Annotated in this window: 22 protein-coding genes; 19 read left to right on the top strand and 3 right to left on the bottom strand. The window is 66.9% G+C overall.

Features of this window, described 5'->3' with window-relative positions; all coding sequences use genetic code 11:
* Positions 1-45 precede the first annotated feature (45 nt).
* The 12 genes from flgB to F573_RS0108660 all read left to right on the top strand — a co-directional run bounded on the left by flgB (position 46) and on the right by F573_RS0108660 (position 11,578).
* Positions 46-453: a flagellar basal body rod protein FlgB gene (gene flgB, locus F573_RS0108715; RefSeq protein ID WP_019022255.1), complete on the top strand. Its 408-nt coding sequence runs from the start codon at positions 46-48 to the stop codon at positions 451-453.
* A 21-nt stretch (positions 454-474) separates the two neighbouring features.
* Complete coding sequence (gene flgC, locus F573_RS0108710) at positions 475-897, top strand: flagellar basal body rod protein FlgC (RefSeq protein ID WP_019022254.1); 423 nt, start codon at positions 475-477, stop codon at positions 895-897.
* Between the two features lie 10 nt (positions 898-907).
* Positions 908-1,603, top strand: a complete 696-nt coding sequence (locus tag F573_RS0108705; protein ID WP_019022253.1) for a flagellar hook assembly protein FlgD — start codon at positions 908-910, stop codon at positions 1,601-1,603.
* A 34-nt stretch (positions 1,604-1,637) separates the two neighbouring features.
* Positions 1,638-2,894, top strand: a complete 1,257-nt coding sequence (gene flgE, locus F573_RS0108700) for a flagellar hook protein FlgE (protein ID WP_019022252.1) — start codon at positions 1,638-1,640, stop codon at positions 2,892-2,894.
* Between the two features lie 35 nt (positions 2,895-2,929).
* Positions 2,930-3,670, top strand: coding sequence for a flagellar basal-body rod protein FlgF (gene flgF, locus F573_RS0108695; RefSeq protein WP_019022251.1), 741 nt, complete (start codon positions 2,930-2,932; stop codon positions 3,668-3,670).
* A 43-nt stretch (positions 3,671-3,713) separates the two neighbouring features.
* A complete protein-coding gene (gene flgG / locus F573_RS0108690; protein ID WP_019022250.1) occupies positions 3,714-4,502 on the top strand; it encodes a flagellar basal-body rod protein FlgG in 789 nt (262 codons plus the stop codon).
* 4 nt (positions 4,503-4,506) lie between these two features.
* Entirely contained in the window at positions 4,507-5,208 is a 702-nt protein-coding gene (gene flgH, locus F573_RS0108685) for a flagellar basal body L-ring protein FlgH (RefSeq protein ID WP_019022249.1), read from the top strand.
* A gap of 60 nt (positions 5,209-5,268) precedes the next feature.
* Positions 5,269-6,444 carry a flagellar basal body P-ring protein FlgI gene (locus F573_RS0108680; protein WP_026300866.1) on the top strand — a complete coding sequence of 392 codons (1,176 nt, stop codon included), beginning with the start codon at positions 5,269-5,271 and terminating at the stop codon, positions 6,442-6,444.
* Positions 6,444-7,529 (top strand): flagellar assembly peptidoglycan hydrolase FlgJ, encoded by a 1,086-nt coding sequence (flgJ, locus tag F573_RS0108675; RefSeq protein WP_019022247.1) that lies wholly within the window; start codon positions 6,444-6,446, stop codon positions 7,527-7,529. Before F573_RS0108680 ends, flgJ begins: the two co-directional genes overlap by 1 nt.
* 59 nt (positions 7,530-7,588) lie before the next feature.
* A complete protein-coding gene (gene flgK, locus F573_RS0108670) occupies positions 7,589-9,514 on the top strand; it encodes a flagellar hook-associated protein FlgK (RefSeq protein WP_019022246.1) in 1,926 nt (641 codons plus the stop codon).
* Positions 9,515-9,580: 66 nt separating this feature from the next.
* Complete coding sequence (gene flgL / locus F573_RS0108665; RefSeq protein ID WP_019022245.1) at positions 9,581-10,825, top strand: flagellar hook-associated protein FlgL; 1,245 nt, start codon at positions 9,581-9,583, stop codon at positions 10,823-10,825.
* Between the two features lie 54 nt (positions 10,826-10,879).
* Positions 10,880-11,578, top strand: coding sequence for a hypothetical protein (locus F573_RS0108660; RefSeq protein WP_019022244.1), 699 nt, complete (start codon positions 10,880-10,882; stop codon positions 11,576-11,578).
* Positions 11,579-11,612: 34 nt separating this feature from the next.
* On the opposite strand, the gene F573_RS0108655 is transcribed toward F573_RS0108660, so the two are convergent.
* Complete coding sequence (locus tag F573_RS0108655) at positions 11,613-13,247, bottom strand: alpha-D-glucose phosphate-specific phosphoglucomutase (RefSeq protein WP_019022243.1); 1,635 nt, start codon at positions 13,245-13,247, stop codon at positions 11,613-11,615.
* Between the two features lie 115 nt (positions 13,248-13,362).
* On the opposite strand from F573_RS0108655, the gene F573_RS0108650 reads away from it, so the two are divergent.
* The gene (locus F573_RS0108650) at positions 13,363-13,866 is read left to right on the top strand and encodes a DUF1249 domain-containing protein (RefSeq protein WP_018871210.1); all 504 of its coding nucleotides are present in this window, start codon (positions 13,363-13,365) and stop codon (positions 13,864-13,866) included.
* Positions 13,867-13,878: 12 nt separating this feature from the next.
* Here the strand turns inward: F573_RS0108650 and F573_RS0108645 are convergent, their stop codons facing one another.
* Positions 13,879-14,370 carry an Lrp/AsnC family transcriptional regulator gene (locus F573_RS0108645; RefSeq protein ID WP_019022242.1) on the bottom strand — a complete coding sequence of 164 codons (492 nt, stop codon included), beginning with the start codon at positions 14,368-14,370 and terminating at the stop codon, positions 13,879-13,881.
* Positions 14,371-14,524: 154 nt separating this feature from the next.
* Between F573_RS0108645 and F573_RS0108640 the strand changes: the two genes are divergently transcribed.
* From F573_RS0108640 to F573_RS0108625, 4 genes are all read left to right on the top strand, one after another.
* Positions 14,525-16,225 (top strand): 2-isopropylmalate synthase, encoded by a 1,701-nt coding sequence (locus F573_RS0108640; RefSeq protein ID WP_019022241.1) that lies wholly within the window; start codon positions 14,525-14,527, stop codon positions 16,223-16,225.
* 174 nt (positions 16,226-16,399) lie between these two features.
* Positions 16,400-16,924 (top strand): DUF302 domain-containing protein, encoded by a 525-nt coding sequence (locus F573_RS0108635; RefSeq protein WP_019022240.1) that lies wholly within the window; start codon positions 16,400-16,402, stop codon positions 16,922-16,924.
* A 388-nt stretch (positions 16,925-17,312) separates the two neighbouring features.
* Positions 17,313-18,548 (top strand): organoarsenical effux MFS transporter ArsJ, encoded by a 1,236-nt coding sequence (arsJ, locus tag F573_RS0108630; RefSeq protein WP_026300865.1) that lies wholly within the window; start codon positions 17,313-17,315, stop codon positions 18,546-18,548.
* Between the two features lie 92 nt (positions 18,549-18,640).
* On the top strand, positions 18,641-19,807 hold the full coding sequence (locus F573_RS0108625) for a GGDEF domain-containing protein (protein ID WP_019022238.1): 1,167 nt from the start codon (positions 18,641-18,643) through the stop codon (positions 19,805-19,807).
* A gap of 314 nt (positions 19,808-20,121) precedes the next feature.
* Here the strand turns inward: F573_RS0108625 and F573_RS0108620 are convergent, their stop codons facing one another.
* Complete coding sequence (locus F573_RS0108620; protein ID WP_019022237.1) at positions 20,122-21,009, bottom strand: LysR family transcriptional regulator; 888 nt, start codon at positions 21,007-21,009, stop codon at positions 20,122-20,124.
* A 417-nt stretch (positions 21,010-21,426) separates the two neighbouring features.
* Here F573_RS0108620 and leuC point away from each other — a divergent pair, with 417 nt between their 5' ends.
* Positions 21,427-22,836, top strand: a complete 1,410-nt coding sequence (gene leuC / locus F573_RS0108615) for a 3-isopropylmalate dehydratase large subunit (RefSeq protein ID WP_019022236.1) — start codon at positions 21,427-21,429, stop codon at positions 22,834-22,836.
* A 3-nt stretch (positions 22,837-22,839) separates the two neighbouring features.
* Positions 22,840-23,478 (top strand): 3-isopropylmalate dehydratase small subunit, encoded by a 639-nt coding sequence (leuD, locus tag F573_RS0108610; RefSeq protein ID WP_019022235.1) that lies wholly within the window; start codon positions 22,840-22,842, stop codon positions 23,476-23,478.
* Positions 23,479-23,593: the final 115 nt, after the last annotated feature.

Raw genomic sequence — 23,593 nt, 5'->3', positions numbered from 1 at the left:
GGTCAGGCAACGGATGCCCGCCATGCGCGGGCCGGACGGAACGGGATGAGCATATCGCTGGACAAGGCGCTCGGGATTCTGCCGGAGTCGGTGAACCTGCGTTCGCAGCGCATGGAGGTTCTGAGCTCGAACATCGCCAATGCCGACACCCCCGGCTACAAGGCGCGCGACCTGGATTTTCGCAGCCAGCTGGAGGCGGCTTCGGGTGGTGGTGGCCAGCTTCAGCTCAGCCAGACCCGCGCGGGTCATCAGGATCCGGGGACGGCTGCCGCGGGCACCGGGGCCGAGCTCAAGTACCGCATCCCTTCGCAGCCGTCTCTGGACGGCAATACCGTGGATCCGCAGATGGAGCGGGCGGCGTTCGCCGAGAACTCGGTCAAGTACCAGAGCAGCCTCGAATTTCTCAATCGCCGGGTTTCCGGCATTCGCGATGCCTTCCGGGGCAATCGCTGAACCTGACGGGAGGCCACTGCCGTGAGTGATCTGTTCAATCTGTTCAATACCTCGGCTTCGGCGCTGACGGCACAGTCGGCGCGGCTGAATACGGTGTCTTCGAACCTGGCGAACGCCAACACGGCGGCCGGCAGCGCCGAGGAGGCCTATCGCGGGAAACACGTGCTGTTCCAGGCAGCGATGGACCAGGCCAGCCGCGACGGTACCGCGACGCCGGTGCGGGTGGCCAGGATCGAGGAGTCGGATGCCGAGCCGCAGATGCATTACGAGCCCCATCACCCGAAGGCAAACGACGATGGCTACATCTTTCGCCCGGCGGTCAGCGTGGTCGAGGAGATGGCCAACATGATGTCGGCCTCGCGCAATTACGAAGCCAACGTTGAAGTCATGGACACCACCCGCCAGTTGATGATGCGCACGCTGCAGATGGGCGGACAAGGCTAGGAGACCGGAAATGAACGGACTGACACCCGACATGCTGGAAGGGGCGGGGATTCGCACTGACCGCCAGGCCCAGCGCGACCGTCAGGAGAAGGAAGGCGGGCCGGATCAGCTGGGACAGGAGAACTTCCTCAAGCTGATGACGACCCAGCTGCAGAACCAGGACCCGTTCGAGCCGATGGAAAACGGGGACTTCATCGCGCAGATGGCGCAGTTCTCGAGCGTCACCGGGATCCAGCAGCTGAACGAGTCGTTCGAGGGCTTCGCCCAGTCGATGGGACAGAACCAGGCGGTGCAGGGCGCAAATCTGGTTGGCAAGGACGTGCTGGTGCCGGTGGAGTTCGGCCAGCTGGGCCCCGAGGGCGGCATGAGCGGCGCGTTCGAACTGGGGGCCTCGGCCGAGTCGGTGGAGGTCGAGATCATGAACGGGGCCGGCGAGCGCGTGCGGCGCATGAATCTCGGCGCGATGGGCGCCGGGCTGCAGGACTTCCAGTGGGATGGCCTGACCGACAACGGCCAGCGCGCGCCGGCCGGGGTCTACGAGGTCCGGGCGACCGCGCGCAGCGGGGAGCGCACCGAATCGCTGGAGACCTTTCTTAACCAGCGCGTGGACAGCGTCTCCATGGGCGGGGAGAAAAACGGCCTGGCACTGAATGTGCAAGGTGTGGGCGAGATCGATTTTTCGGACGTACGCCGGATTTCCGGCTGACGCCCGACACAAAAAACAACCGGAGGAACGGAACATGCCCTTCAACATCGGATTGAGCGGACTGAACTCGGCCCAGGCCGACCTGGACGTGACCGGCAACAACATCTCCAACTCGGGGACCACCGGGTTCAAGCAATCGCGTGCCGAATTCGGGGATGTCTATGCGCAGTCCTTCGGCGGGACCGCGCAGACCGCCACCGGTGCCGGGTCGCGCCTGCTGGCGGTGACCCAGCAGTTCACCCAGGGGCAGACCGAGTTCACCGAGAACGGCCTGGATCTGGCGATCGACGGGGAGGGGTTCTTCCAGCTCAATGACGGCGGCAACACGCTCTACTCGCGCGCCGGCGAGTTTCAGGTGGATCGCGAGGGCTTCCTGGTGAACAGCCAGGGCCAGAACCTGCAGGGATACATCGCCGAAGACGGTGATACCGATCCCGCCGATCTGGGTGGAACCCCGGACAACCTGCGGCTGCAGACCGGCGAGGGTTCGCCACAGGTGACTTCCCGGATCGATGCCCGGCTGAACCTGCAGTCCGATGCGCCGGTAATCGACGATGGCTTCGATACTGATGACGGCGTGGCCGTCCCCGACAGCTACAACTTTTCCACTTCGCTGACGGTGTACAACGGCCAAGGCGAGGCCCAGGACGCGGAGGTCTATTTCACCAAGACCGATGACAACGAGTGGGAGGTCAACGTCGCGGTCAACGGTGAAGTGGTCGAAGATGGGGATTTCCCCGCGCAGCTGCTTTTCGGTAGTAATGGTGAGCTGGTGGATGAAGATGGCGACCCTCCGGATGAGGAGGACGTAACCTTCTCTTTCTTTCCCGGCGGTAACTTCGAGGACGATGATGAGGTCTCTATCGTTTTCGATGGGACGACCCAGTACGGGTCCGACTTCGGTGTCAGCGATCTCAATCAGAACGGGTTTGCCCCGGGCACGCTGACCGACATCGATATCGACAACGAGGGCGTGGTGTTCGCCCGCTACAGCAACGGGCAGTCGGACGTGCTGGGCCAGGTGACGCTGGCCAACTTCGACAACCCGCAGGGCCTTGAGCAGCTGGGCAACAACAACTGGGCGGAGACCTTCGCCTCAGGCGGACCCACGGTGAACGCGCCGGGTGCGGGCGGTACCGGGCAGATCCAGGCCGGGGCCCTGGAGGCCTCCAACGTGGATATCGCGCAGGAGCTGGTGAACCTGATCACGGCCCAGCGCAACTTCCAGGCCAATTCCCAGACCATCTCCACGGCCGACACCGTGACCCAGACCATCATCAATATCCGCTAGGGCGGTAACCGGAGGATCCTGCGGGAGGCCGAACCATGGACCGTTTTCTCTACATCGCGATGTCGGGGGCCCGGGAGGTCGAGCACGCCCAGGCCGTCAACAATCACAACCTGGCGAACGCCAATACCGACGGCTTCCGGCAGGCACTTGCCACCGCGGACACCGTCCCGGTGCGCGGCCCGGTCTACGACACGCGCGATTACGTACAGGTGGGGAACGAGGCGGCCGACTTCTCTCGCGGGACGCTGCGCAGTACGGGGCGTGATCTGGACGTGGCCATCCAGGGCGAGGGCTTCATCGCCGTGCAGGGGCCGGACGGGCAGGAAGGCTACACCCGCGCCGGCAACCTGCAGGTGGACGGCTTCGGTCTGCTGCGCACCGCGGACGGGATGCAGGTGATGGGTGACGGCGGGCCGATCGCGATTCCGCCGGCGGAGAAGGTGGAGATCGGCACCGACGGGACCATCAGCGTCCGGCCCCAGGGCGCCCCGGCGGATGCCCTCGCGGCGGTGGAGCGCATCCGTCTGGTCAATCCGGATGTCGAGGATCTCGAACGGGGCGAGGACGGACTGTTCCGCCTGCCGGACGGTGAAGAGGCCGCGGCAGAAGCGGACGTGACGCTGGTATCCGGCACGCTCGAGAGCAGCAACGTGAACACCGTCGAGGCGCTGACGCGGATGATCGAGCTGTCGCGAACCTTCGAGACCCAGATCAAGATGATGGACACCGCCAACACGCTGGAACAGAGCAGCAACCGGCTGCTCGGCATGGGCTGACCGGGATGATCCCGACGCGGCCCCGACTGACAGGAGAAACGCCATGAACCAGGCACTGTGGATCGCCAAGACCGGACTCGACGCGCAGGACACGCGCATGTCGACCGTGGCCAACAACCTGGCCAACTCGAGCACCACCGGCTTCAAGAAGGACCGGGCGGTATTCGAGGACCTGATCTACCAGACCGTGCGCCAGCCGGGCGCGCAGGCGACCCAGGATCAGCAGCTGCCTTCGGGCCTGCAGATCGGCACCGGCGTGCGCACGGTCAGCACCGAAAAGATGTTCGAACAGGGCAACCTGCAGCAGACCGAGAACTCGCTGGACGTCGCCATCGAGGGCGACGGTTTCTTCCAGGTGCTGATGCCCAACGGTGACATCGGCTACACCCGCGACGGCAGCTTCCAGGTGAATTCCGACGGCCAGGTGGTGATGTCCAACGGCTATCCGCTGCAGCCGGGCCTGTTCGTGCCGGATGATGCCGAGTCGATCGACATCGGCAAGGATGGCACCGTGACCGCGCGCATTACGGGGCAGGCCGAACCGGTGGACCTGGGGCAGATCCAGCTGGCGGACTTCGTGAACCCCGCCGGCCTGGAGGCGGTGGGCGAGAACATCTTCAAGGAGACCGCGGCCTCCGGGGTGGCGCAGCAGGCCAACCCCGGGCTCAACGGCGTAGGCACGGTGATCCAGGGCTCGCTGGAGACCTCCAACGTGAATATCGCCGAGGAGCTGGTGAACATGATCGAGACCCAGCGGGCCTACGAGGTCAACTCCAAGGCCATCTCCAGCGCCGACCAGTCGCTGCAGTTCATCAACCAGACCATCGGGTGATCGCATGAACCGCGCGACGCTGTCCCTCATCCGCTGGCTGGCTCCGCTGGCCCTGGTCCTGCTCGGCGGCTGCGCCAGCATGCCGCACGACACCACCCCCGGCGATGCGCCCGAGTATCACGCCGTGCAGCCGCCGGAACCGGTCCCGCAGGCCCAGAACAACGGCAGCATCTATCATGCTTCGCATTCGCACGGCCTGTTTACCGATCCCAAGGCTGCCCGGGTCGGCGACATCCTGACCGTGGTCCTGGCAGAGAGCACCGACGCGCAGAAATCGTCGTCCACCAGCACCAGCAAGGATTCGGACCTGGATCTGGGCAATCTCGAGGCCTTTGGCGGCGAGGCGACCCGCAGCGGGCGGCCGCTGTTCGGAGTGAGCAATAACAGCTCGCGCGGCTTCGACGGCAGCGGCGATTCGAGCCAGAGCAACCAGCTGGAGGGGGAGATCACGGTGACCGTGGCCGAGGTTCTGCCCAACGGCAACCTGGTGATCCAGGGCGAGAAATGGCTGGGCATCAACCAGGGCGAGGAATACGTGCGGCTGCGCGGGATCGTGCGGCCGCAGGACGTCAATGCCGACAACACGGTGCTGTCGGGACAGGTGGCCGACGCCCGCATTTCCTATGGCGGCAGCGGGTTCATTGCGGACAGCAACACCCCCGGGTGGATCACCCGTTTCTTCAACAGCCCGCTGTGGCCCTTTTAGGACGAGGTGGACATGAACGCACAAATGCGCAACGGGTTTCGTGAGGGGATCCGCGAACGGATGCGTCAGGTCGCGTGGCTGGCGGGCTCCGCCGGTCTCCTGGTGGCCCTCGGGCTGCAGGGTGCGGCCGCGCAGACCGCGATCCAGCAGCAGGCCATGGCACAGCAGCCGAACCACGGCGGTTCGGGCATCGTCGAGCGGGTGAAGGACCTGGCCAGTGTGTCGGGCGTGCGCCAGAACCAGCTGATTGGCTACGGCCTGGTGGTGGGGCTGGACGGCACCGGTGACCAGACGACCCAGACCCCGTTCACGGTGCAGAGCCTCAACAACATGCTGACCCAGCTCGGTCTGACCCCGGACGAGGGGGCCAACCCGCAGCTGCAGAATGCCGCGTCGGTGATGGTAACCGCGGACCTCCCGCCATTCGCCAAGCCGGGCCAGGAGATCGACGTAACGGTGTCGTCCATGGGCAATGCCGATTCGCTGCGCGGGGGCACCCTGCTCATGACCCCGCTGAAGGGTGCCGATGGCGAGACCTACGGCATCGCCCAGGGCAACCTGATCGTCGGCGGGTTCGATGCCGAGGGCGGCGACGGATCGAGCATCACGGTCAACGTGCCGAGTGTCGGGCGCATCCCCAACGGGGCCACGGTGGAACGTGAGGTGCCGACCGCGTTCGCCTCCGGCGATACCGTGACCCTGGATCTCAACCGGCCCGATTTCACCACGGCCACGCGCCTGACGGAGACGGTCAACGAGACCTTCGGCGCGGGTACCGCTCGGGCGCTGGACGGTTCGTCGGTGCAGGTTCGGGCGCCGTCGGATCCCAGTCAGCGGGTCAGCTTCGTCGCGGAACTGGAAAACCTGCCGGTGGAGCGCGGCGAGGCCCCGGCCCGAGTGATCGTCAACTCGCGCACCGGCACCGTGGTGATCGGTTCCAGCGTGCAGGTATCGCCGGCGGCGGTGTCGCACGGCAGTCTCACGGTGACCATTACCGAATCGCCGGAAGTGGTGCAGCCGCTGCCGCTGGCCCCGGGCGAGACCGCGATCCAGCCGGAGACCGACATCGCGATCGAGGAGGATAACAACCCGATGTTCCTGTTCGACGCGGGGACCTCGCTGGACGAGATCGTGCGTGCGGTGAACAACGTCGGGGCGGCTCCCAGCGACCTGGTGGCCATCCTGCAGGCCCTGCGCGAGGCAGGCTCGCTGCGGGCGGAGCTGGTGGTGATCTGATGATCGGGCCGAGCGGAGAAAGCCGGATGCAGGCGCAGTCGGCGATGGCGTCCGATCCGTCGGGGCTGCACGAGCTTTCACGAGCCGCGCGCGGCGGGGGTCGCGAGGGCATGGAAGCGGTCGCGCGCGAGTTCGAGGCGATGCTGGTCGGCCAGATGCTCAAGCAGATGCGCGAGGCTTCGCTGGGCGACGGGATCTTCGAGAACGAACAGACCGAAATGTATCAGGAGATGTTCGACCAGGAGGTCGCGCGGTCGGTCAGTCAGGGTGAGGGGCTTGGCCTGCGCGAGGCGTTGATCCGTGACATGGAGCGCAATGCGCCCACCGATCCCGAGGTCCTGCACGATCCGGAACGCCAGCAGAACCTCGAGGCGCCACGGCGCAACGAGAGCCTGACCCCCATGCGGCCGCGCGGGGACGGGGAACGGCCTGCGGCACCTGCGAATGCGGCGAATGCGGCGGATGCGGTGGATGGGGCGGGCCCCGGCGGGGCGGCGGAACAGGCCGGGGCCGGCGATGCGCCGCGGTCGATGCCGGAGGCGGCCGGCGGGCCCCGGGTCGACTGGCCGCCGCGCAATCCGGACGAATTCCTGGAAAAGCTCGGGCCGGCGGCTGAACGGGCCGCGGCCGAGCTGGGTGTGGATGCATCGGTGCTGCTGGCGCAGAGCGCGCTGGAAACCGGCTGGGGGCAGCATGTGCCCAGCCGTACGGACGGCGAGCCCAGCTTCAACCTGTTCGGCATCAAGGCCGATCGTTCGTGGAGCGGGGAGTCGGTCTCGGTGGGTACCCTGGAGTACCGCGACGGTGTGGCGCAGCGCGAACAGGCGCGTTTCCGCGCCTATGACGATCCGGAACGCTCGTTCGCGGACTACGTCGACTTCATCCGCAGCAATCCGCGCTACGAACGGGCCCTGCAGGCAGGCGACGACGCGACCTACGTGCGCGAACTGCAGGCCGCGGGTTATGCCACCGATCCGCGCTATGCGGAAAAGATCCTGGATCTGCGTGACCGGGTGGCGCAGGCCCGCGAGCCGGTCCATGCTCAAGTCTCGGCCGGCGCGGCCGATAACCCGGTCGAGGGGTGAAGCATGCATAACACGGATCGCGTACAACAGGGTTCCCACCGGCCACGGAGGATGGCGTCATGAGTTCCCTCAACATCGGGACGTCGGGGCTGCTCGCGTATCAGCGGGCGATCAGCACCACCAGCAACAACATCGCCAATGCCTCCACCGAAGGCTACTCCCGGCAGTCGACCTCCCTGGCGAACCGGCCGCCGCAGTTCCTGGGCGGCAACTTCCAGGGGCAGGGGGTGCAGGTCGACAACATCCGCCGGATCTCCGACGAATTCGTGAACCGGCAGCTCACTGACGCGACTACCGCCGCCGCCGGCGCCGAGACCCGGGTGCAGATCGCCAACCGCATCGACAACCTGCTGGCGGACGAGGCCTCGGGGCTGCAGCCTGTGCTGCAGAGCTTCTTCGCCGCGGCCCAGGACGTCAGCAGCGACCCGACTTCCAGCGCCGCGCGCGAAGTGTTCCGCACCGAGGCGGAATCGCTGGTCGAACGCCTCGGATCCATCGACAGCCGCCTGCAGGAGCAGCGCGACATCGTCAACAACCAGATCGAGACCGGGGTGCAGGAGGTCAATGACCTGGCCGAGTCGCTGGCCGACGTGAACCGCGCCATCGTCTCCGGCTCCACCCAGGGATCACCCAATGATCTGCTCGACCAGCGCGACCGCCTGGTCAACCAACTGGCGGAAAAGGTGGATGTGCGCACCGTGGAGCAGGACGACGGCGCGCTGAACGTGTTTGTCGGCAATGGCCAGTCGCTGGTGCTCGGCGGGGATGCGCGCGAGCTGCGCGCCGAGCCGCTGTCGGGGGATCCCGGTCAGCTGGATATCGGCGTGCCCAGCGGCGACGGCACCGCCAGCATCTCGCGGTTCATCCAGGGCGGCGAGCTGGGTGCACTGCTGGAGACGCGCGGCGGCCTGATCGACGAGGCGCAGAACACCCTCGGCCAGATCGCGCATTCACTGGGCGACAGCTTCAACCAGCAGAACCAGCTGGGTCTGGATCTCAACGGCGAGCAGGGCGGGCCGATCTTCTCGCTGGGCGAGCCGCAGGTGTGGGGGGTGGGGGATCCCAAGCCCGGTACCAATCCCGAGGTGAGCATCGAGGACGCCTCGGCCCTGACCACCAATGACTACCGCCTGCGGCGCGACGAAAACGGGGATGAAAACGGGGGTTACGAGCTGCGTCGGCTGCCAGACAATCGGGACATTGATGATTTCGACTACAACAGCGATGAGCAAACCATCCGCGTGGATGGCATGGTCATCGACGTCGGCGAGGTCGAAAACGATGACGTCACGGGGGAGTGGCTGATTCAGCCGACCCGTAGTGGCGCCAGCCAGATGGAAGTCCTGATGCAGGACGGCGACGAGCTCGCCGCCGCGTCGGCCCTGCGGGCCCGGGAGGGCGACGGGAATCAGGGTGATGCCACGGTGACCTCGATCGCGGCTACGGATCCGGATTCCGAGGCATTCGACGAAGATTTCGCTGATGCCGGGGAAGATGGCCTGGAGATTACTTTCGATGGGGACACTTTCAGGCGCAATGGCACCGAAGTGGAGTCTGAGGAAAACGAGGGGGTTTATACTCTCAGCTTCGACGGCTGGGGAATGGAGATCCGCGGCACTCCCGAGGAAAACGACAGCTTTCAGGTGTTCACCAACGAGAACCGCGAAGGCGACAACCGCAACATGCAGGCGATGAACGCGCTGGCCGAGGAGGATATCGTCGAGGGGCGGCGCAATTTCGGCGACGCCTACAACAGCCTGATCGCCAGCGTCGGCACGCAGACCCGTCAGGCGCAGGTGGCGGAGGAATCGGCCAGTGCCCAGCTCGATCAGGCGCGCGAGCAGCGCGAGGCGGTGTCCGGCGTGAACCTGGACGAGGAGGCGGCCGACCTGCTGCGTTATCAGCAGGCCTATCAGGCGTCGGCGCAGGTGATCCAGATCGGCAACAGCCTGTTCGACAGCCTGCTGGGCGCGGTGCGTGGCTGATGCCCCCGCACGCGGGCAGCAATGACAAGAAGCGGACGGGATGCCACGGCATCCGGGGATGAAACGATGCGTGTATCGACGACCCAGATCTTCCAGACCGGAATCGACCAGATCCAGCGCAATCAGGCGGAACTCAACCGCACGTCGCTGCAGCTGGGCTCGGGGGAGCGCATCCTGACGCCCTCCGATGATCCGAGCGGGGCGACCCAGACCAACCAGTTCGAGCGGATCATCAAGGCCACCGAGCAGTACCAGCGCAACATCGACAATACCCAGCCGCGGCTGCAGCAGCAGGAATCCCTGATGCAGTCGGGAACCGATGCCCTGCAGCGGGCGCGCGAGCTGGTCATCGCCGGCAACAACGACAGCCAGACCGACGAGACGCGGCGCTACCAGGCGAACGAGCTGCGCCAGCTGCGCGACGAACTGTTCGAGATCGCCAATACCCGCGATCCCAACGGCGAGTACATCTTTGCCGGGACCAATTCGCTGGAGCAGCCGTTCAAGCAGGATGGCGAGGGGACGGTCCGCTACGAGGGTGCCGAGGGCACCGGCAGCGTGCGTGAGGTCGAGATCTCGCCGACCCGCACGGTTCCCGTCGGCGATACCGGCGCCGACGTGTTCATGAATATCCCGGAGAACGATGGTCGCACCACGGCCGATGTAACCAACCGGGAGGCGGACAGTCTGCTGATCGTCGACAAGGCCGAGGTGTACGACGTACGCGAACTGGACCGCGAGGAATACACCATCGAGTTCACGGAGAATGGCGATGGTGACATGACCTACAGCGTGCTGGATGAGAACGACGACGCCATCGAGGGCCGGGACGGGGAGCTCCTGGAAGATCAGCCGTTCGTGCCGGGTGAATCCATCGATTTCGCCGGGCGTTCGGTGACGATCAGCGGGGATCCGGTCGACGGCGACAAAGTGGTTTCGCGACCGGCCGAAAACAAGGATATCTTCTCCACCCTGGACGACATCATCGCCGCGCTGGAGGAAGGGACGGGGACCCGCGAGGCCCGGGCCAACCTGGCCACCGCCACCAATACGGCGCTGGGCGACATGGACGCCGCCATCGAGAATTTCAATGACATCCGGGCCGACGTGGGCTCGCGGCTGAAGACCATGGACGACCAGACCGAGCTCAACGAGGACCGGCTGCTGGATCTGGAGACCGCGGTTTCGGAGATCCGCGATCTCGACTATGCCGAGGCGATCAGCCGCTTCAACCAGCAGCAGGTGGCCCTGCAGGCGGCACAGCAGACCTACAGCGAGACCAGCCGGCTGTCGCTGTTTGATTTCATTTGACGCGCCGCGAGCCCGGGCCGATGATGCCGGCGGACCTTCCTCGAGATCCCTGACATGGCTCAACATGATTCCTCCGGCAAGGGTGTGGCGGGCTCCACCGGCCGCCCGCCGCGCTATCTTCTGATCCTGCTCGGCCTGGCGATCATCTGGGCGGGCTTCTGGGGCTGGGTGCAGTTGCAGTCCGGCGAGCCGAAGTCCGTGGAACTGGATGTTGTGGAGCAGGAGGCGCTGGACGAGAAGCTGGAGGCCCTGGAACGCACGCGCGAACCGGCGCGGCCGCGCCCGGATGCGGATCGCGGCGAGGCCATCGTGGACCTGGACGATCCCGATGCCGAACCGCTGGTGCCCGAACTCTATGAAGAAGAGCCGGCTGCCCGGCGCATCGCGTTCTCCGAGCGCGAACTCAACGCCCTGATCGCCCGTGATCCGGACCTGGCCAACCGGGTGTCGGTGCGGCTGACGCCGGGGCAGGTCAGCACGCGCGTGCGCGTGGATGTCCCCGCGGACGTACCGCTGCTGGGCGGGCGCACACTGAACGTCAATTCCGGCGTGCATTTCGAGACCACCGAAGACGAAGGCGTGCGTGCGCGCCTGGTCGGGGTCAGCGTGGCCGGGATCCCGCTGCCGGATGCCTGGCTGGGCGGACTGAAGGACGAGGACCTGCTGGCCCTGGAGCCGTTCCGGGGACTGGGCGCCGGGATCGAGTCGGTGGAGGTCGACGAGGGGGCGATGACCCTGCAGCTCGCCCCCTGACTCTTCCGGCCCGGACGGATCAGGCCCTGAAGAGTTAGGTAATCACGTCGGGGCGTTCGCGCCCCGTCAGCGCCGGGATGTCGCCCAGGTCGCCTGCGGCGTCGATCAGTGGCCGCAGCACCTCCTGCGGATCCAGGTCGAGCCTTGCCGGGTCGGTTTCGTGCTGTTCGATGTACAGGCGCAGTGTCGCTCCCTCGGTGCCGGTGCCCGACAGCCGTAAGACGATGCGCGCACCGCTCTCGAACATCACCCGCAGGCCCTGACCTTCGGCCACCGAGCCGTCCACCGGATCGGTGTAAGCGAAGTCGTCGGCGGCCCGGACCGTCTGTCCTGCGAGCGATTGCCCCGGCAGGGTGGCCAGCCGGTCGCGCACGCGCTCCATCACCGCCTCGGCGTGTTCACTGCGGATCCCCTCGTAATCGTGCCGAGTGTAGTAGTGCCGGCCGAAACGCTCCCAGTGCTCGTGCACGATGCTCTCGACCGACTGCCGGCGCACGGCGAGCAGGTTGAGCCAGAACAGGACCGCCCACAGGCCGTCCTTCTCGCGCACGTGGTCGGAACTGGTGCCGAAGCTCTCCTCGCCGCACAGGCGGATGCGCCCGTCGTCCAGCAGGTTGCCGAAGAACTTCCACCCGGTGGGCGTCTCGTAGCAGGGGATGCCGAGGGCCTCGGCCACGGTGTCCACCGCCTGGCTGGTGGGCATGCTGCGGGCGACGCCGCGCAGACCGTCGGCGAAGGCCGGGATATGGTGGGCATTGGCCGCCATCACTGCGAAGCTGTCGGATGGCGTGACGAAGAAATGCCGCCCGAGGATCAGGTTGCGGTCCCCGTCGCCGTCGGAGGCGGCACCGAAGTCCGGGGCGTCGCGGCCGAACATCGCCTCGCGAAGCTGGCGCGCGTGGGCCAGGTTGGGGTCGGGGTGTCCGCCGCCGAAATCGCCCAGTGGTTCTGCCCGCAGGATGCTTTCCGGGGCCGCCCCCAGGCGGTCCACGAGCAGGGTTTCCGCATACGGGCCGGTCACCGCGTGCATGGCATCGAAGCGCAGTCGGAAGTCGCCGGCCAGCAGCTCGCGAATGGCGTGGAAATCGAACAGCTCGTCCATCAGATCCGCGTAGGCGGCGACCGGATCGACCACCTCCACGTCCATGCCGTTCAGGGTGGTCGCCTGCAGATGATCCAGATCCACGTGCACCGCTTCCTTCAGGATGCGGTAGTGGGTGATGGCCTGGCTGCGGGCGTGGATGGCGTCGGTGACCGCGGGCGGAGCCGGTCCGCCCGCTGCGGTGTTGAACTTGATGCCGAAGTCGCCTTCCGGTCCCCCGGGGTTGTGCGAGGCGGACAGGATCAGGGCCCCGGTGGCACCGCGGCTGCGGATGAGGTGGCTGGCGGCCGGCGTGGACAGCAGCCCGCCGCGCCCGACCACCACCCGGCCGACGCCGTTGGCGGCGGCCATGCGCAGGATGGTCTGGATCGCCTCGCGGTTGTGGAAACGGCCGTCCCCGCCCAGCACCAGTTCGGCCCCTTCCAGCGCGGGCTGGCTGTCGAATACGGCCTGGACGAAGTTCTCCAGGTAATGCGGCTGGCGGAAGCGGCTGACGCGCTTGCGCAGACCCGACGTGCCTGGCTTCTGGTCTTCGAACGGATGGGTGGTGACGACGCTGATGTCCATGTGCTGCGTGACTCCCCTGACTTTATCCCGACGGTAGCAGAAACGTACGGGGGTGTCCGCTCTGAGCGCCGGGATGCCGGACGGTGGCGGCGCAGGGCTGTTAGACTCCGCCGCCATGTTGCTGGACAGCCGTACCCCCGCGTACCTCCAGCCGCGGCCCGTCACCTTCGCCGCGTTGATGGAGCTCTACGAGGACAACTATCTGCAGTTGCGCCGCCTGTGTCCCGATCCCGCCGCCGTGGGCGGACGGGCCGTATCGCGCGTGGACGGGGCCCTCGATCTTCATCTGGAGGTGCTGGAGCGCACCCGTTACACCACCACGCTGCGCCTGACCTACCGCTTCGGCGAAGGCGACCGGGTGCGCGAGCAGCCGGACGTGCGGGTGCGCATGTTCCACGACGCCCGCCAGGCCGAGGTGCTGGGGCGCTACTGCCGCAGCACCGGGGAAGACCGCATGATCGATACCCTCGCGGGCCAGCCGGGCCTGGGGTGTCGCTGGCGGCACAACCGTTTCCTGTACAAGTGGCTGCGCTACTGCCTGCGTCAGGGGCATCGTTTCGTGGCCGACGGCTCGGCGGCCCCGGCCGCGCCGGTCAGTGGCGAGACCCCGGAGGTCTGAGCGCCGCCCGGATCATCCCGGGGAATAGTCCAGCGGGAGCGCGGTGCGGTCCAGCACCCGGCGCAGCACGAAGCTGGAGTGCACGCTGTCCACTCCCTCCAGCCTTGTGATGCGCCGCAGCAGGAATTCCTGATAGGCATCCATGTCCGGAACCACCACCTGCAGCATGTAGTCGGCTGCCTGGCCGGTGATCAGGTAGCAGCGCTGCACCTCGGGGTAGGTGGCCACCGTTTCCTCGAAGTGGGCGAAACGTTCCGGGGTGTGCCGATCCATGCCGATATGGATCAGCGCGGTCAGCTCCAGGCCCAGACGTCTCCGGTCCAGCAGGGCCACGCGCTGCAGGATGATCCCCGCATTCTCCAGCGCGCGCACCCGGCGCAGGCAGGGCGAGGGACTGAGCCCCACGCGCTCGGCCAGCGCCTGGTTGGAGATGCCGGCGTCCTCCTGCAGGATCTCGAGGATGCGGCGGTCGTAGCGATCGAGGCGGTGCAGTTCGTTTTCCATGAGCCGAATCTTGCGTACATGGGCTGTCCGGCGCAATCCCATGGCGAAATGGAAGCGCCATGGGGGTAATTCGCAATTCCCTGCGGCGAACTCTGCGTTATTCTGTTGTCCCAACAGGAAAGCCGTAAGCATCCGTATCAGGAGACCGATCGTCATGAGCTTCGATCACACCAAGTACGCCCCCTTCCCGCCGATCGACAAGTCGGACCGGCGCTGGCCCGCGCGCCGCACCACTGCGGCCCCGCGTTTCTGCGCGGTGGACCTGCGCGACGGCAACCAGGCGCTGGTGCACCCGATGAGCGTGGAGCAGAAGATGCGCTTCTTCGAGGTGCTCGTGGACATCGGGCTCAAGGAGATCGAGATCGGCTTTCCGGCCGCCTCGCAGATCGACTTCGACTTCACCCGCCGGCTGGTGGACGAACAGCGCATCCCCGAAGGCGTGTACGTGCAGGTGCTGACGCAGGCGCGCGAGGATCTGATCGCGCGGACCTTCGAGGCCCTGGAGGGCGCGCCGCGCGCGGTGGTGCACGTTTACAACTCCACCAACCCGGCGCAGCGCGAGCAGGTGTTCCGCATGGACCGCGACGGCATCCGCGGCATCGCCGAGAACGGCGCGCGCTGGGTGCGCGACTACGCCGCGAAGTACCCGCAGACCGACTGGATCTTCCAGTACTCGCCGGAGAGCTTCTCCACCACCGAGCTGGACTACGCCGTCGAGGTGGTCGACGCGGTGACGGCGATCTGGCGACCGGATCAGGGCCAGAAGGTGGTCATCAACCTGCCGGCCACGGTGGAGTCGGCCACGCCCAACGTGTTCGCCGACCAGGTGGAGTGGTTCTGCGATCACGTGCAGCGGCGCGAGCACATCTGCGTGTCGCTGCATACGCACAACGACCGCGGCACCGGCGTGGCCGCGGCCGAACTGGGCCTGCTGGCCGGGGCTGACCGCCTGGAGGGCACGCTGTTCGGCAATGGCGAGCGCACCGGCAACATGGACCTGGTCACTGTCGGCATGAACCTGTATTCGCAGGGCATCGACCCGACCATCGACCTGTCCGACATGGAGCGGTTGATGGAGGTGTACAAGGAATGCACCGACATGCCGATCCATCCGCGCCATCCGTGGGCCGGCGAGCTCGTGTACACCGCGTTCTCCGGCAGTCACCAGGATGCGATCCGCAAGGGGCTGGCACATTACCGCGAGCATGGCGGCCACTGGAACGTGCCCTACCTGCCGATCGACCCGGGCGACCTGGGACGGCGTTACGAGGAAGTGGTGCGCATCAACTCGCAGTCCGGCAAGGGCGGGGTGACCCACGTGCTGGAGCGCGACTACGGCATCGAGCTGCCGCGCTGGCTGGCGGTGGAGTTCGCCCGCATCGTGCAGCAGGACGCCGAGGCCTCCGGCGAGGAAGTCACCTCGCAGCGCATCCACGAGCTGTTCGAGAAGCACTACCTGGCGCCGGTGCCGGGCTGGGATCTGGTGCGCTACGAAATGGAGAAGGAAGGGCCGGTGGTGCGCCTGGATGCCACCGTGGGCCCGCCCGGACAGGAGACCCGCCTGAACGGGGCCGGCCACGGCGCGGTCGAGGCGCTGGCCGAGGCGCTGCACGCCAGCCGCAGCGTGGAGGTGCGCGTCAGTCATTTCGACGAGCACGCGGTGGAGGCCGGGACCGAGGCGCGCGCGATGGCCGCGGTGGATGTCTCGGTGGACGGCGAGCGCTCGGTGGGCGTGGCCCTGGGCGAGGACACCACCGCCGCGACCCTGCAGGCGGTCCTGAACGCCGCCGGCCGGCGCCTGGGCAACGAGGCCCCGCGCATTCCGGATGCGGTGATGGCCGCGGCCAGCGCCTGACCCCCCGGCGCAGACGGCCCGAGCGATCGTGGCGCCGCGGTCGCAGGGGCTTCATGGCGGACCCCGTGTCGCACGAGCGGCACGGGGTTTTTTGGTGATCTGGCGCCTGTGTTCCGGTGAGTGGTCTACCTTCGATGAAGCGGCCGAGGGCCGCGCAACGGCGGGAGGTGGAACATGAAACGGTGGATTCTGTTTTTGCTGCTGCTGGGCTGGACTCCCGGCCTGATGGCTTCGCCACCGGATGCGACGCAGGAACCGGAGCTCGATCGCGAAACGCTTCAGCAGATGGTGCGGCACAGCGCCGAGGTGTTCCGGATCGAGGACGGGGTGAGCGTCGAGGAGGCGGTGGAGTCGATGCAGCTGCGGGCCAATCTGCGCAACTTTCAGGAAGTGGCGAACCTGCCGCTTTCCGAGCAGGTGACGGCCATGGGCGGCGAGGGCAACTACATGCGCATACTGGCGTTCTGTGATGCCCTGATCGCCAATCAAATGGTGCAGCACGACATCATCTTCGCCAGTTTCCTGCCGTGTCGCATCGCGGTGGTGGAGGACGACGAGGGCCAGGGCTGGATCGTGACCACCAACATGGACATGATGCTGCATGCCACGGATCTGCCCGAGGATCTGGAAGAGGTCGCGCGCGAGGTGAGAGACACCATCTACAGCATCGTCGAAGCCGGCCGCACCGGCGATTTCTGAGCATGAGTCGACGGCCACGGCGGGGTGCGCGTTGCCCCGCCGTGGCGTAATGCGGCGTTCATTCTTTTTCTCTACACTCCCCGCCGCGATGAGCAAGGCGGCCCCCAGGGAAACACTGATCCATGTACACGCTCGCGTTGGCACCCCGGGTTTTCCGAGACAAGGCGCGGTGCGCAGCCGGTAGTGGTTCTACCGGCAAGGGCCGCAACGCAGGATCGGGGAACCCGGGGTGCCAACCCCCACAAGTTATTGAATGCAGGGGCTCGGCCGCCCGTTGTTATCGAAAACGGGCGCGCGCACGGCGTTGCGGCTCCCTTGTGCAGAATGACTGCACGGCGGTCACCGCGTCTTGGTCGCACGCAAAAGCGACTCGAGCGCGAGCGTGTACATGAATCAGCGTTTCCCTGGTCCGGATCCTGACGCTTCGCCGGTACTCGGCGTGGGCGCCTACGCGCGCATCACCGCGAACTATTGGGCGTTCACCATCACCGACGGCGCGATCCGCATGCTGGTCGTGCTGTTCTTCCACCAGCTGGGCTACAGCCCGCTGGAGATCGCCTTCCTGTTCCTGTTCTACGAGCTGTTCGGGGTGGTCACCAACCTTACCGGCGGCTGGCTGGCCGCGCGGCTGGGGGTGAACACCACGATGATCGGCGGGACGCTGTTGCAGGTCGCCGCGCTGTTGATGCTCACGGTGCCCGAGGCGTGGCTGGGCGTGGCGTACGTGATGTTCGCGCAGGCCCTGTCGGGGATCGCCAAGGATCTGAACAAGATGAGTGCGAAATCCGGGGTGAAGCTGGTCGCCGGCGACGGCGAAGGGCGTCTGTTTCGCTGGGTCGCGGTGCTCACCGGCTCCAAGAACGCGCTGAAGGGGGTCGGTTTCTTCGTCGGTGGGGCGCTGCTGTACTCGGTCGGATTCCAGATGGCCCTGGTGGTCCTGGCCGGGATGCTCGCCGTGGTGATGCTGTTCTCGGTGGTCGGGCTGCCGCGTGGCCTTGGCAAGGTCGGCGGCAAGCCGAAGTTCACCCGGATGTTCTCGAACTCCACCGCGATCAACGTGCTCTCGGCCGCGCGCTTTTTCCTGTTTGGCGCGCGCGATGTCTGGTTCGTGGTCGCGCTGCCGGTGTTCCTGAGCGCGACCCTGGACTGGAACCACATGCAGGTGGGGGCGTTTCTGGCACTGTGGGTGATCGGTTACGGCATCGTGCAGGCGTCGGTGCCGCGCCTGCTGGGCCGCGGCGGGCTGCATCCGACCGGGCTGACCGCGCGTCTGTGGGCGTTCGTTCTCATGCTGCTGCCGCTGGCCATCGTGATCGGCCTGGAGGCCGGCCTGGATCCGGCCTGGGTGCTGATGGTCGGGCTGGGCGTGTTCGGCGTGGTGTTCGCCATCAACTCGGCCGTGCACTCGTTCCTGATCCTCGACTACGCCGAGGCCGACCGCGTGGCGATGAAGGTTGGCTTCTACTACATGGCCAATGCCGGGGGGCGTCTGGTCGGGACCGTCGCCTCCGGTGCCATCTTCATGCTCTGGGGGCTGGAGGGGGCGCTGGTGGCTTCCACCCTGTTTGTCTTTGCCGCCTGGATGATCTCCTCGGCGCTGCCGCGCGAGGCCCTGCACGCCTGAGCGAATCCCCGTGCCGGTCACGGTATGCCTCTGGTACGCTCACAGCTGTCGTGGGATCCTGCACTGTCAATATCCATTCGAAGGGGAAGCGGGTGGCCGATCGTCCCAGCTACATGCCGTATGGCGGTCTCCCGGTGTCGCTGCCGCGCCCTTCCCCGTGGACGGCCGAGTTCCCGGACCGGGAGCTGGAAGGACGTTTTCGCAGCGAGCGTTCGCGCGGGATGCGGGGGACGTTCCTGGTAGTCCTCGCGCTGATACTGGCCATGCTGGGGGCGCTGGTCTCGCTGGATCTGTCGCGCCTGGAGGCCGAATGGCTTTCGCTCGCGCTGGGGCTGCGAGGGATCTTCGCGGTGATGCTCGTGGCGGCGGCGGTGAGTGTCTGGCGCTGGCCGGAACGCTTGCTCACCGTCGCCCCGCTGACCGGCATCGGCGTGACGCTTCTGACCCTCGCGCTGACCTTTGTCTATGGACTGGAACACTCGAATCCGGCGCTGGACGTCAGCCAGTTCGCGTTTGTCGGGGTGGTGTTTGTGCTGTTGCTGCCGAACACCGGTCGCTGGCGCTGGGGACTCACCGTGGTCCTGTTACTCGCGACCTGGGGGGTGGTGCTTGGCAGTGCCGCCGGCGCCGAGGAAGCCGAGGCCCGACTGGCGGGGCTGTTTGTCTCCTTCGTGTTGCTTGCGCTGCTGGCCATCGCGCATCGCGAGGATACATTGCGCCACTGGCAGTTTGCGGCCATGGACCGGCTGGTGCGGATGTCCACCACGGATCCGCTGACCGGCGTGGCCAACCGGCGCGGATTCTTCGATGCCGCCGAGGCGGCCCGCCATCGCACGCGTCTGGAGGGGGAGCCGCTGACCGTCGTGCTGCTGGATCTGGACCACTTCAAGGGTGTGAACGATCGCCACGGTCATGCCGTCGGTGACGAGCTCCTGCGTCGGGTGGCGCGGGTGCTGATCGATGCCCTGAAGCCCGGCGAGACCCTGGCCCGGCTGGGCGGCGAGGAGTTCGGGGTTCTGCTGCCAGGCGTGCCGCTGGAACGGGCGGAGAAGCGCGCGCAGGGCCTGCGTTCCGAGGTCGAGGCCCTTTGCGTACAGAGCGGGAATGCGGTGGTGCGCATGACCGCGAGCGTGGGAGTGGCCGCCTGGATGCCGGAGGAATCGGTCGATGCCGTTCTGGCCCGGGCGGACCTGGGTATGTACGAAGCAAAGGCCGAAGGGCGCAACTGTGTGCGCGTGCAGGCCGACGACGCCGCCTGAGGGAAACACTGATCAATGTACACGTTCGCGCTCGAGTCGCTTTTGCGTGCGAACAAGGCGCGGCGACCGCCGTGCAGTCATTCTGCACAAGGGAGCCGCAACGCCGTGCGCGCGCCCGTTTTTTGATCAACAACGGGCGGCCGAGCCCCTGCATTCAATAAATTGTGGGGGTTGGCACCCCAGGTTCCCCGATCCTGCGTTGCGGCACTTGCCGGTAGAACCACTACCGGCTGCGCACCGCGCCTTGTCTCGCGGAACCTGGGGTGCCAACGCGAGCGTGTACATTGATCAGTGTTTCCCTGAGCGGCGAGAATTCAGGTCTGCGTCGCGCCCTCCAGTTCCTCGATGACGGCCTGCAGGGCACGCGAGCGGTAGCGAGCGGCGTGGCGTACCCAGCCGAGGGATCGGACAACCGGGGGCCCTGGCCAGTCGAGCACCGCGAGATCGTCGGTGGCCATGTCGCGCGGCAGAAAACCGATGCCGAGACCCGCGGCGATCATCATGCGGATCACCTCCAGATAGGGACTCTCCTGGGCGGCGGCCGGGTGCAGCTCCGCCGTGGCCAGGGCCTGTTCGATCCGCCGACGGGTGGTGGAATCCACCGGGGGAAGGATGGCCGGCCAGTCCCGCAGGCGCGCGAGGGTGTCGCCGGGCGTTCGGATGGCCTGCGTGCGGGCGATCATGGGCACCAGTTCGTCGGTCCACACGGTCCGGGCCTCGATTCCGTCGGGCAGCGACTCGGGCAGCGTGGCGAGGGCCAGATCGGCGTCGCCGTGCAGCACGGCCTGGATACCCGCCTCGGAATCCATGAATGCCAGCTCGAGTTCGAGTTCCGGGTAGCGCCCGCGCAGCGCGGCCAGCGGGTCGGGCAGGCGGTGCAGCGCGATGTGATGGGAGGTGGCCAGGCGGATGCGACCGCGTACCACGGTGTCCAGATCCGCGATCTGCTGCTCGATCGCCCGCAGCCGGGCGAGGATCTCGCGGGCCTCGGGCAGCAGGCGTTCGGCGACTTCGGTGGGGCGCACGCGGCGTCCCTGACGTTCGAACAGAGGGCGTTCCAGGGTGGCCTCGAGTGAGTGGATGCGCTTGCTGATCGCTGGCTGCGTCAGGTGCAGACGTTCGGCTGCCGCGGAGAACGCACCCGTGTCGACCACCGCGACGAAGGCCTGCAGGGACTCAACACTCAGTTGCTCCGGGCGCATGCCTGTCTCTCCGGGGGCCGCGTGCGATAATGGCCGATTCGATGGCGGAATCCGGCTCGTCTGCCGCCGATTGATAACCATATGGAATGATACGGATAAGAAATCGGATTTGAAAGAATAGAAGAGCGGCCGCAGACTCTGCTTAAACGGTTGTCCTGAAATGACGTCATTGCGCCGCGTGGCCAGTGGCACCGTCATTGCGAGGCCCCGCAGGGGCCGTGGCAACCTCCGTCCGGAACCACCGGGACCGGACACTGGCGCTCTGCCAGCTTTCGGAGGTTGCCGCGTCGCCTTCGGCTCCTCGCAATGACGGTGCGTGTTGGGGCGCTGTGCAAGGGCGGGCCTTTATGGCGCCGGTGGATCGCCGGCGGTGGGGCGCAAGAACGACAGAACGCGGCGCGGCCGCGGGAGTGAGAAATGGCAGGCAAGACCCTGTACGACAAGTTGTGGGAGGCGCATGTGGTGCGCGAAGAGCCGGACGGCTCGACGCTGCTCTACATCGATCGCCACCTGGTGCACGAGGTGACCAGTCCGCAGGCCTTCGAGGGGCTGCGTCTGGCCGGGCGCGAGCCCTGGCGCGGGGATTCCGTGCTGGCGGTGCCGGACCACAACGTGCCCACCACCAATCGTGATGCCGGGATCGAGGATCCGGTCTCGCGCACCCAGGTGGAGACGCTGGAGAGCAACGTGTCCGGTTTCGGGCTGAAGTTCTTCCCGATGGCCGACGTGCGCCAGGGCATCGTGCACGTGATCGGTCCGGAGCAGGGCGCGACCCTGCCGGGCATGACCGTGGTCTGTGGCGACTCGCACACCTCCACCCACGGTGCGCTGGGCGCGCTGGCCTTCGGCATCGGCACCTCCGAGGTGGAACACGTGCTGGCCACGCAGTGCCTGTGGCAGAAAAAGACGAAGGCCATGCAGATACGCGTGGAGGGCGAGCTGCGCCCGGGCGTGACCGCCAAGGATATCGTGCTGGCGATCATCGGCCGTATCGGCACCGCGGGCGGCACCGGCTATGCCATCGAGTTTGCCGGATCGGCGATCCGCAGCCTGTCGGTCGAGGGCCGCATGAGCATCTGCAACATGTCCATCGAGGCCGGGGCCCGCGCGGGCATGGTGGCGGTGGACGAGAAGACCATCGAGTACGTGCGCAACAAGCCGCAGGCGCCGACCGGCGAGATGTTCGAGCGGGCCGCCGAGTACTGGCGTACGCTGGTTTCCGACCCGGATGCCGAGTTCGACGCGGTGGTGGAGCTCGATGCCGCGGAGATTGCCCCGCAGGTCAGCTGGGGCACCTCGCCGGAGATGGTCGCGCCGATCGACGGCCGGGTGCCGGACCCGGCGGCCGAGTCCGATGCCGTGCGCGCCGAGGGCATGCAGCGCGCACTGGCGTACATGGACCTGCAGCCGAACACGCCGATGACCGAGATCCGGCCGGACAAGGTGTTCATCGGCTCCTGCACCAACTCGCGGATCGAGGACCTGCGCGCCGCCGCCGAGGTGGTCAAGGGTCGCAGGAAGGCCGACAACATCAAGCTGGCGATGGTGGTGCCGGGCTCCGGGCTGGTGAAGCAGCAGGCGGAGCAGGAAGGGCTGGACCGCATCTTCCTGGACGCCGGCTTCGAGTGGCGCGAGCCGGGCTGTTCGATGTGCCTGGCGATGAACGCCGACCGGCTGGAGCCGGGCGAGCGCTGCGCCTCGACCTCGAACCGCAACTTCGAGGGCCGTCAGGGGCAGGGCGGGCGTACCCATCTGGTCAGCCCCGCGCTGGCGGCCGCGGCGGCCGTTGCCGGGCATTTCATCGAACCGTCGAAGCTGGAGGGCTGAGCGATGCAGGCCTTTACCGTTCACAAGGGGATCGTTGCGCCGCTGGACCGCTCCAATGTCGATACCGACGCGATCATCCCCAAGCAGTACCTGAAGTCGGTGAAGCGCACCGGCTTCGGCCCCAACGCGTTCGACGACTGGCGCTACCTGGACCCGGGCGAGCCGGGCATGGACCACTCGCAGCGCCGGCCGGCCCCCGACTTCGTGCTCAACCGGCCGCCGTATGATCAGGCGACCATCCTGCTGGCGCGCAAGAACTTCGGCTGCGGCTCCTCGCGCGAGCACGCGGTGTGGGCGCTGACCGATTTCGGCTTTCGCGCGGTTATCGCACCGTCGTTCGCCGACATCTTCTTCTCCAACAGCTGCAAGAACGGGCTGCTGCCGGTGGTGCTGGCCGAGGACGAGGTGCAGAACCTGTTCGAGCAGGTGGAGGCGAATCCGGGTGCGCAGGTGGAGGTCAACCTGGAAGAGATGACCGTAACGGCGCCGGACGGTACGGTGTTTCGTTTCACGCTCGACGAGGACCGGCGCCACCGCCTGCTGAACGGGCTGGACGATATCGCCCTGACGTTGCAGTACGCCGATGACATCCGCGCCTATGAAGAACACCTGCGGCAGGAACGCCCGTGGATGGTGGAATAACGGTCGGATCGACCGGGCGCCAGGACGGGGTTACCCCCGTAGGAGGCCAGCCCTCTGGCCGATTGGGCGCCAGGACAGGCTCCATCGGCCAGAGGGCTGGCCTCCTACGGGTGGA

The sequence above is a fragment of the Thioalkalivibrio sp. ALE23 genome (assembly GCF_000378545.1).
Classification (GTDB): domain Bacteria; phylum Pseudomonadota; class Gammaproteobacteria; order Ectothiorhodospirales; family Ectothiorhodospiraceae; genus Thioalkalivibrio.
Note: the sequence above shows the minus strand (reverse complement) of the source record. Positions and strands in the feature narration are given on the sequence as shown.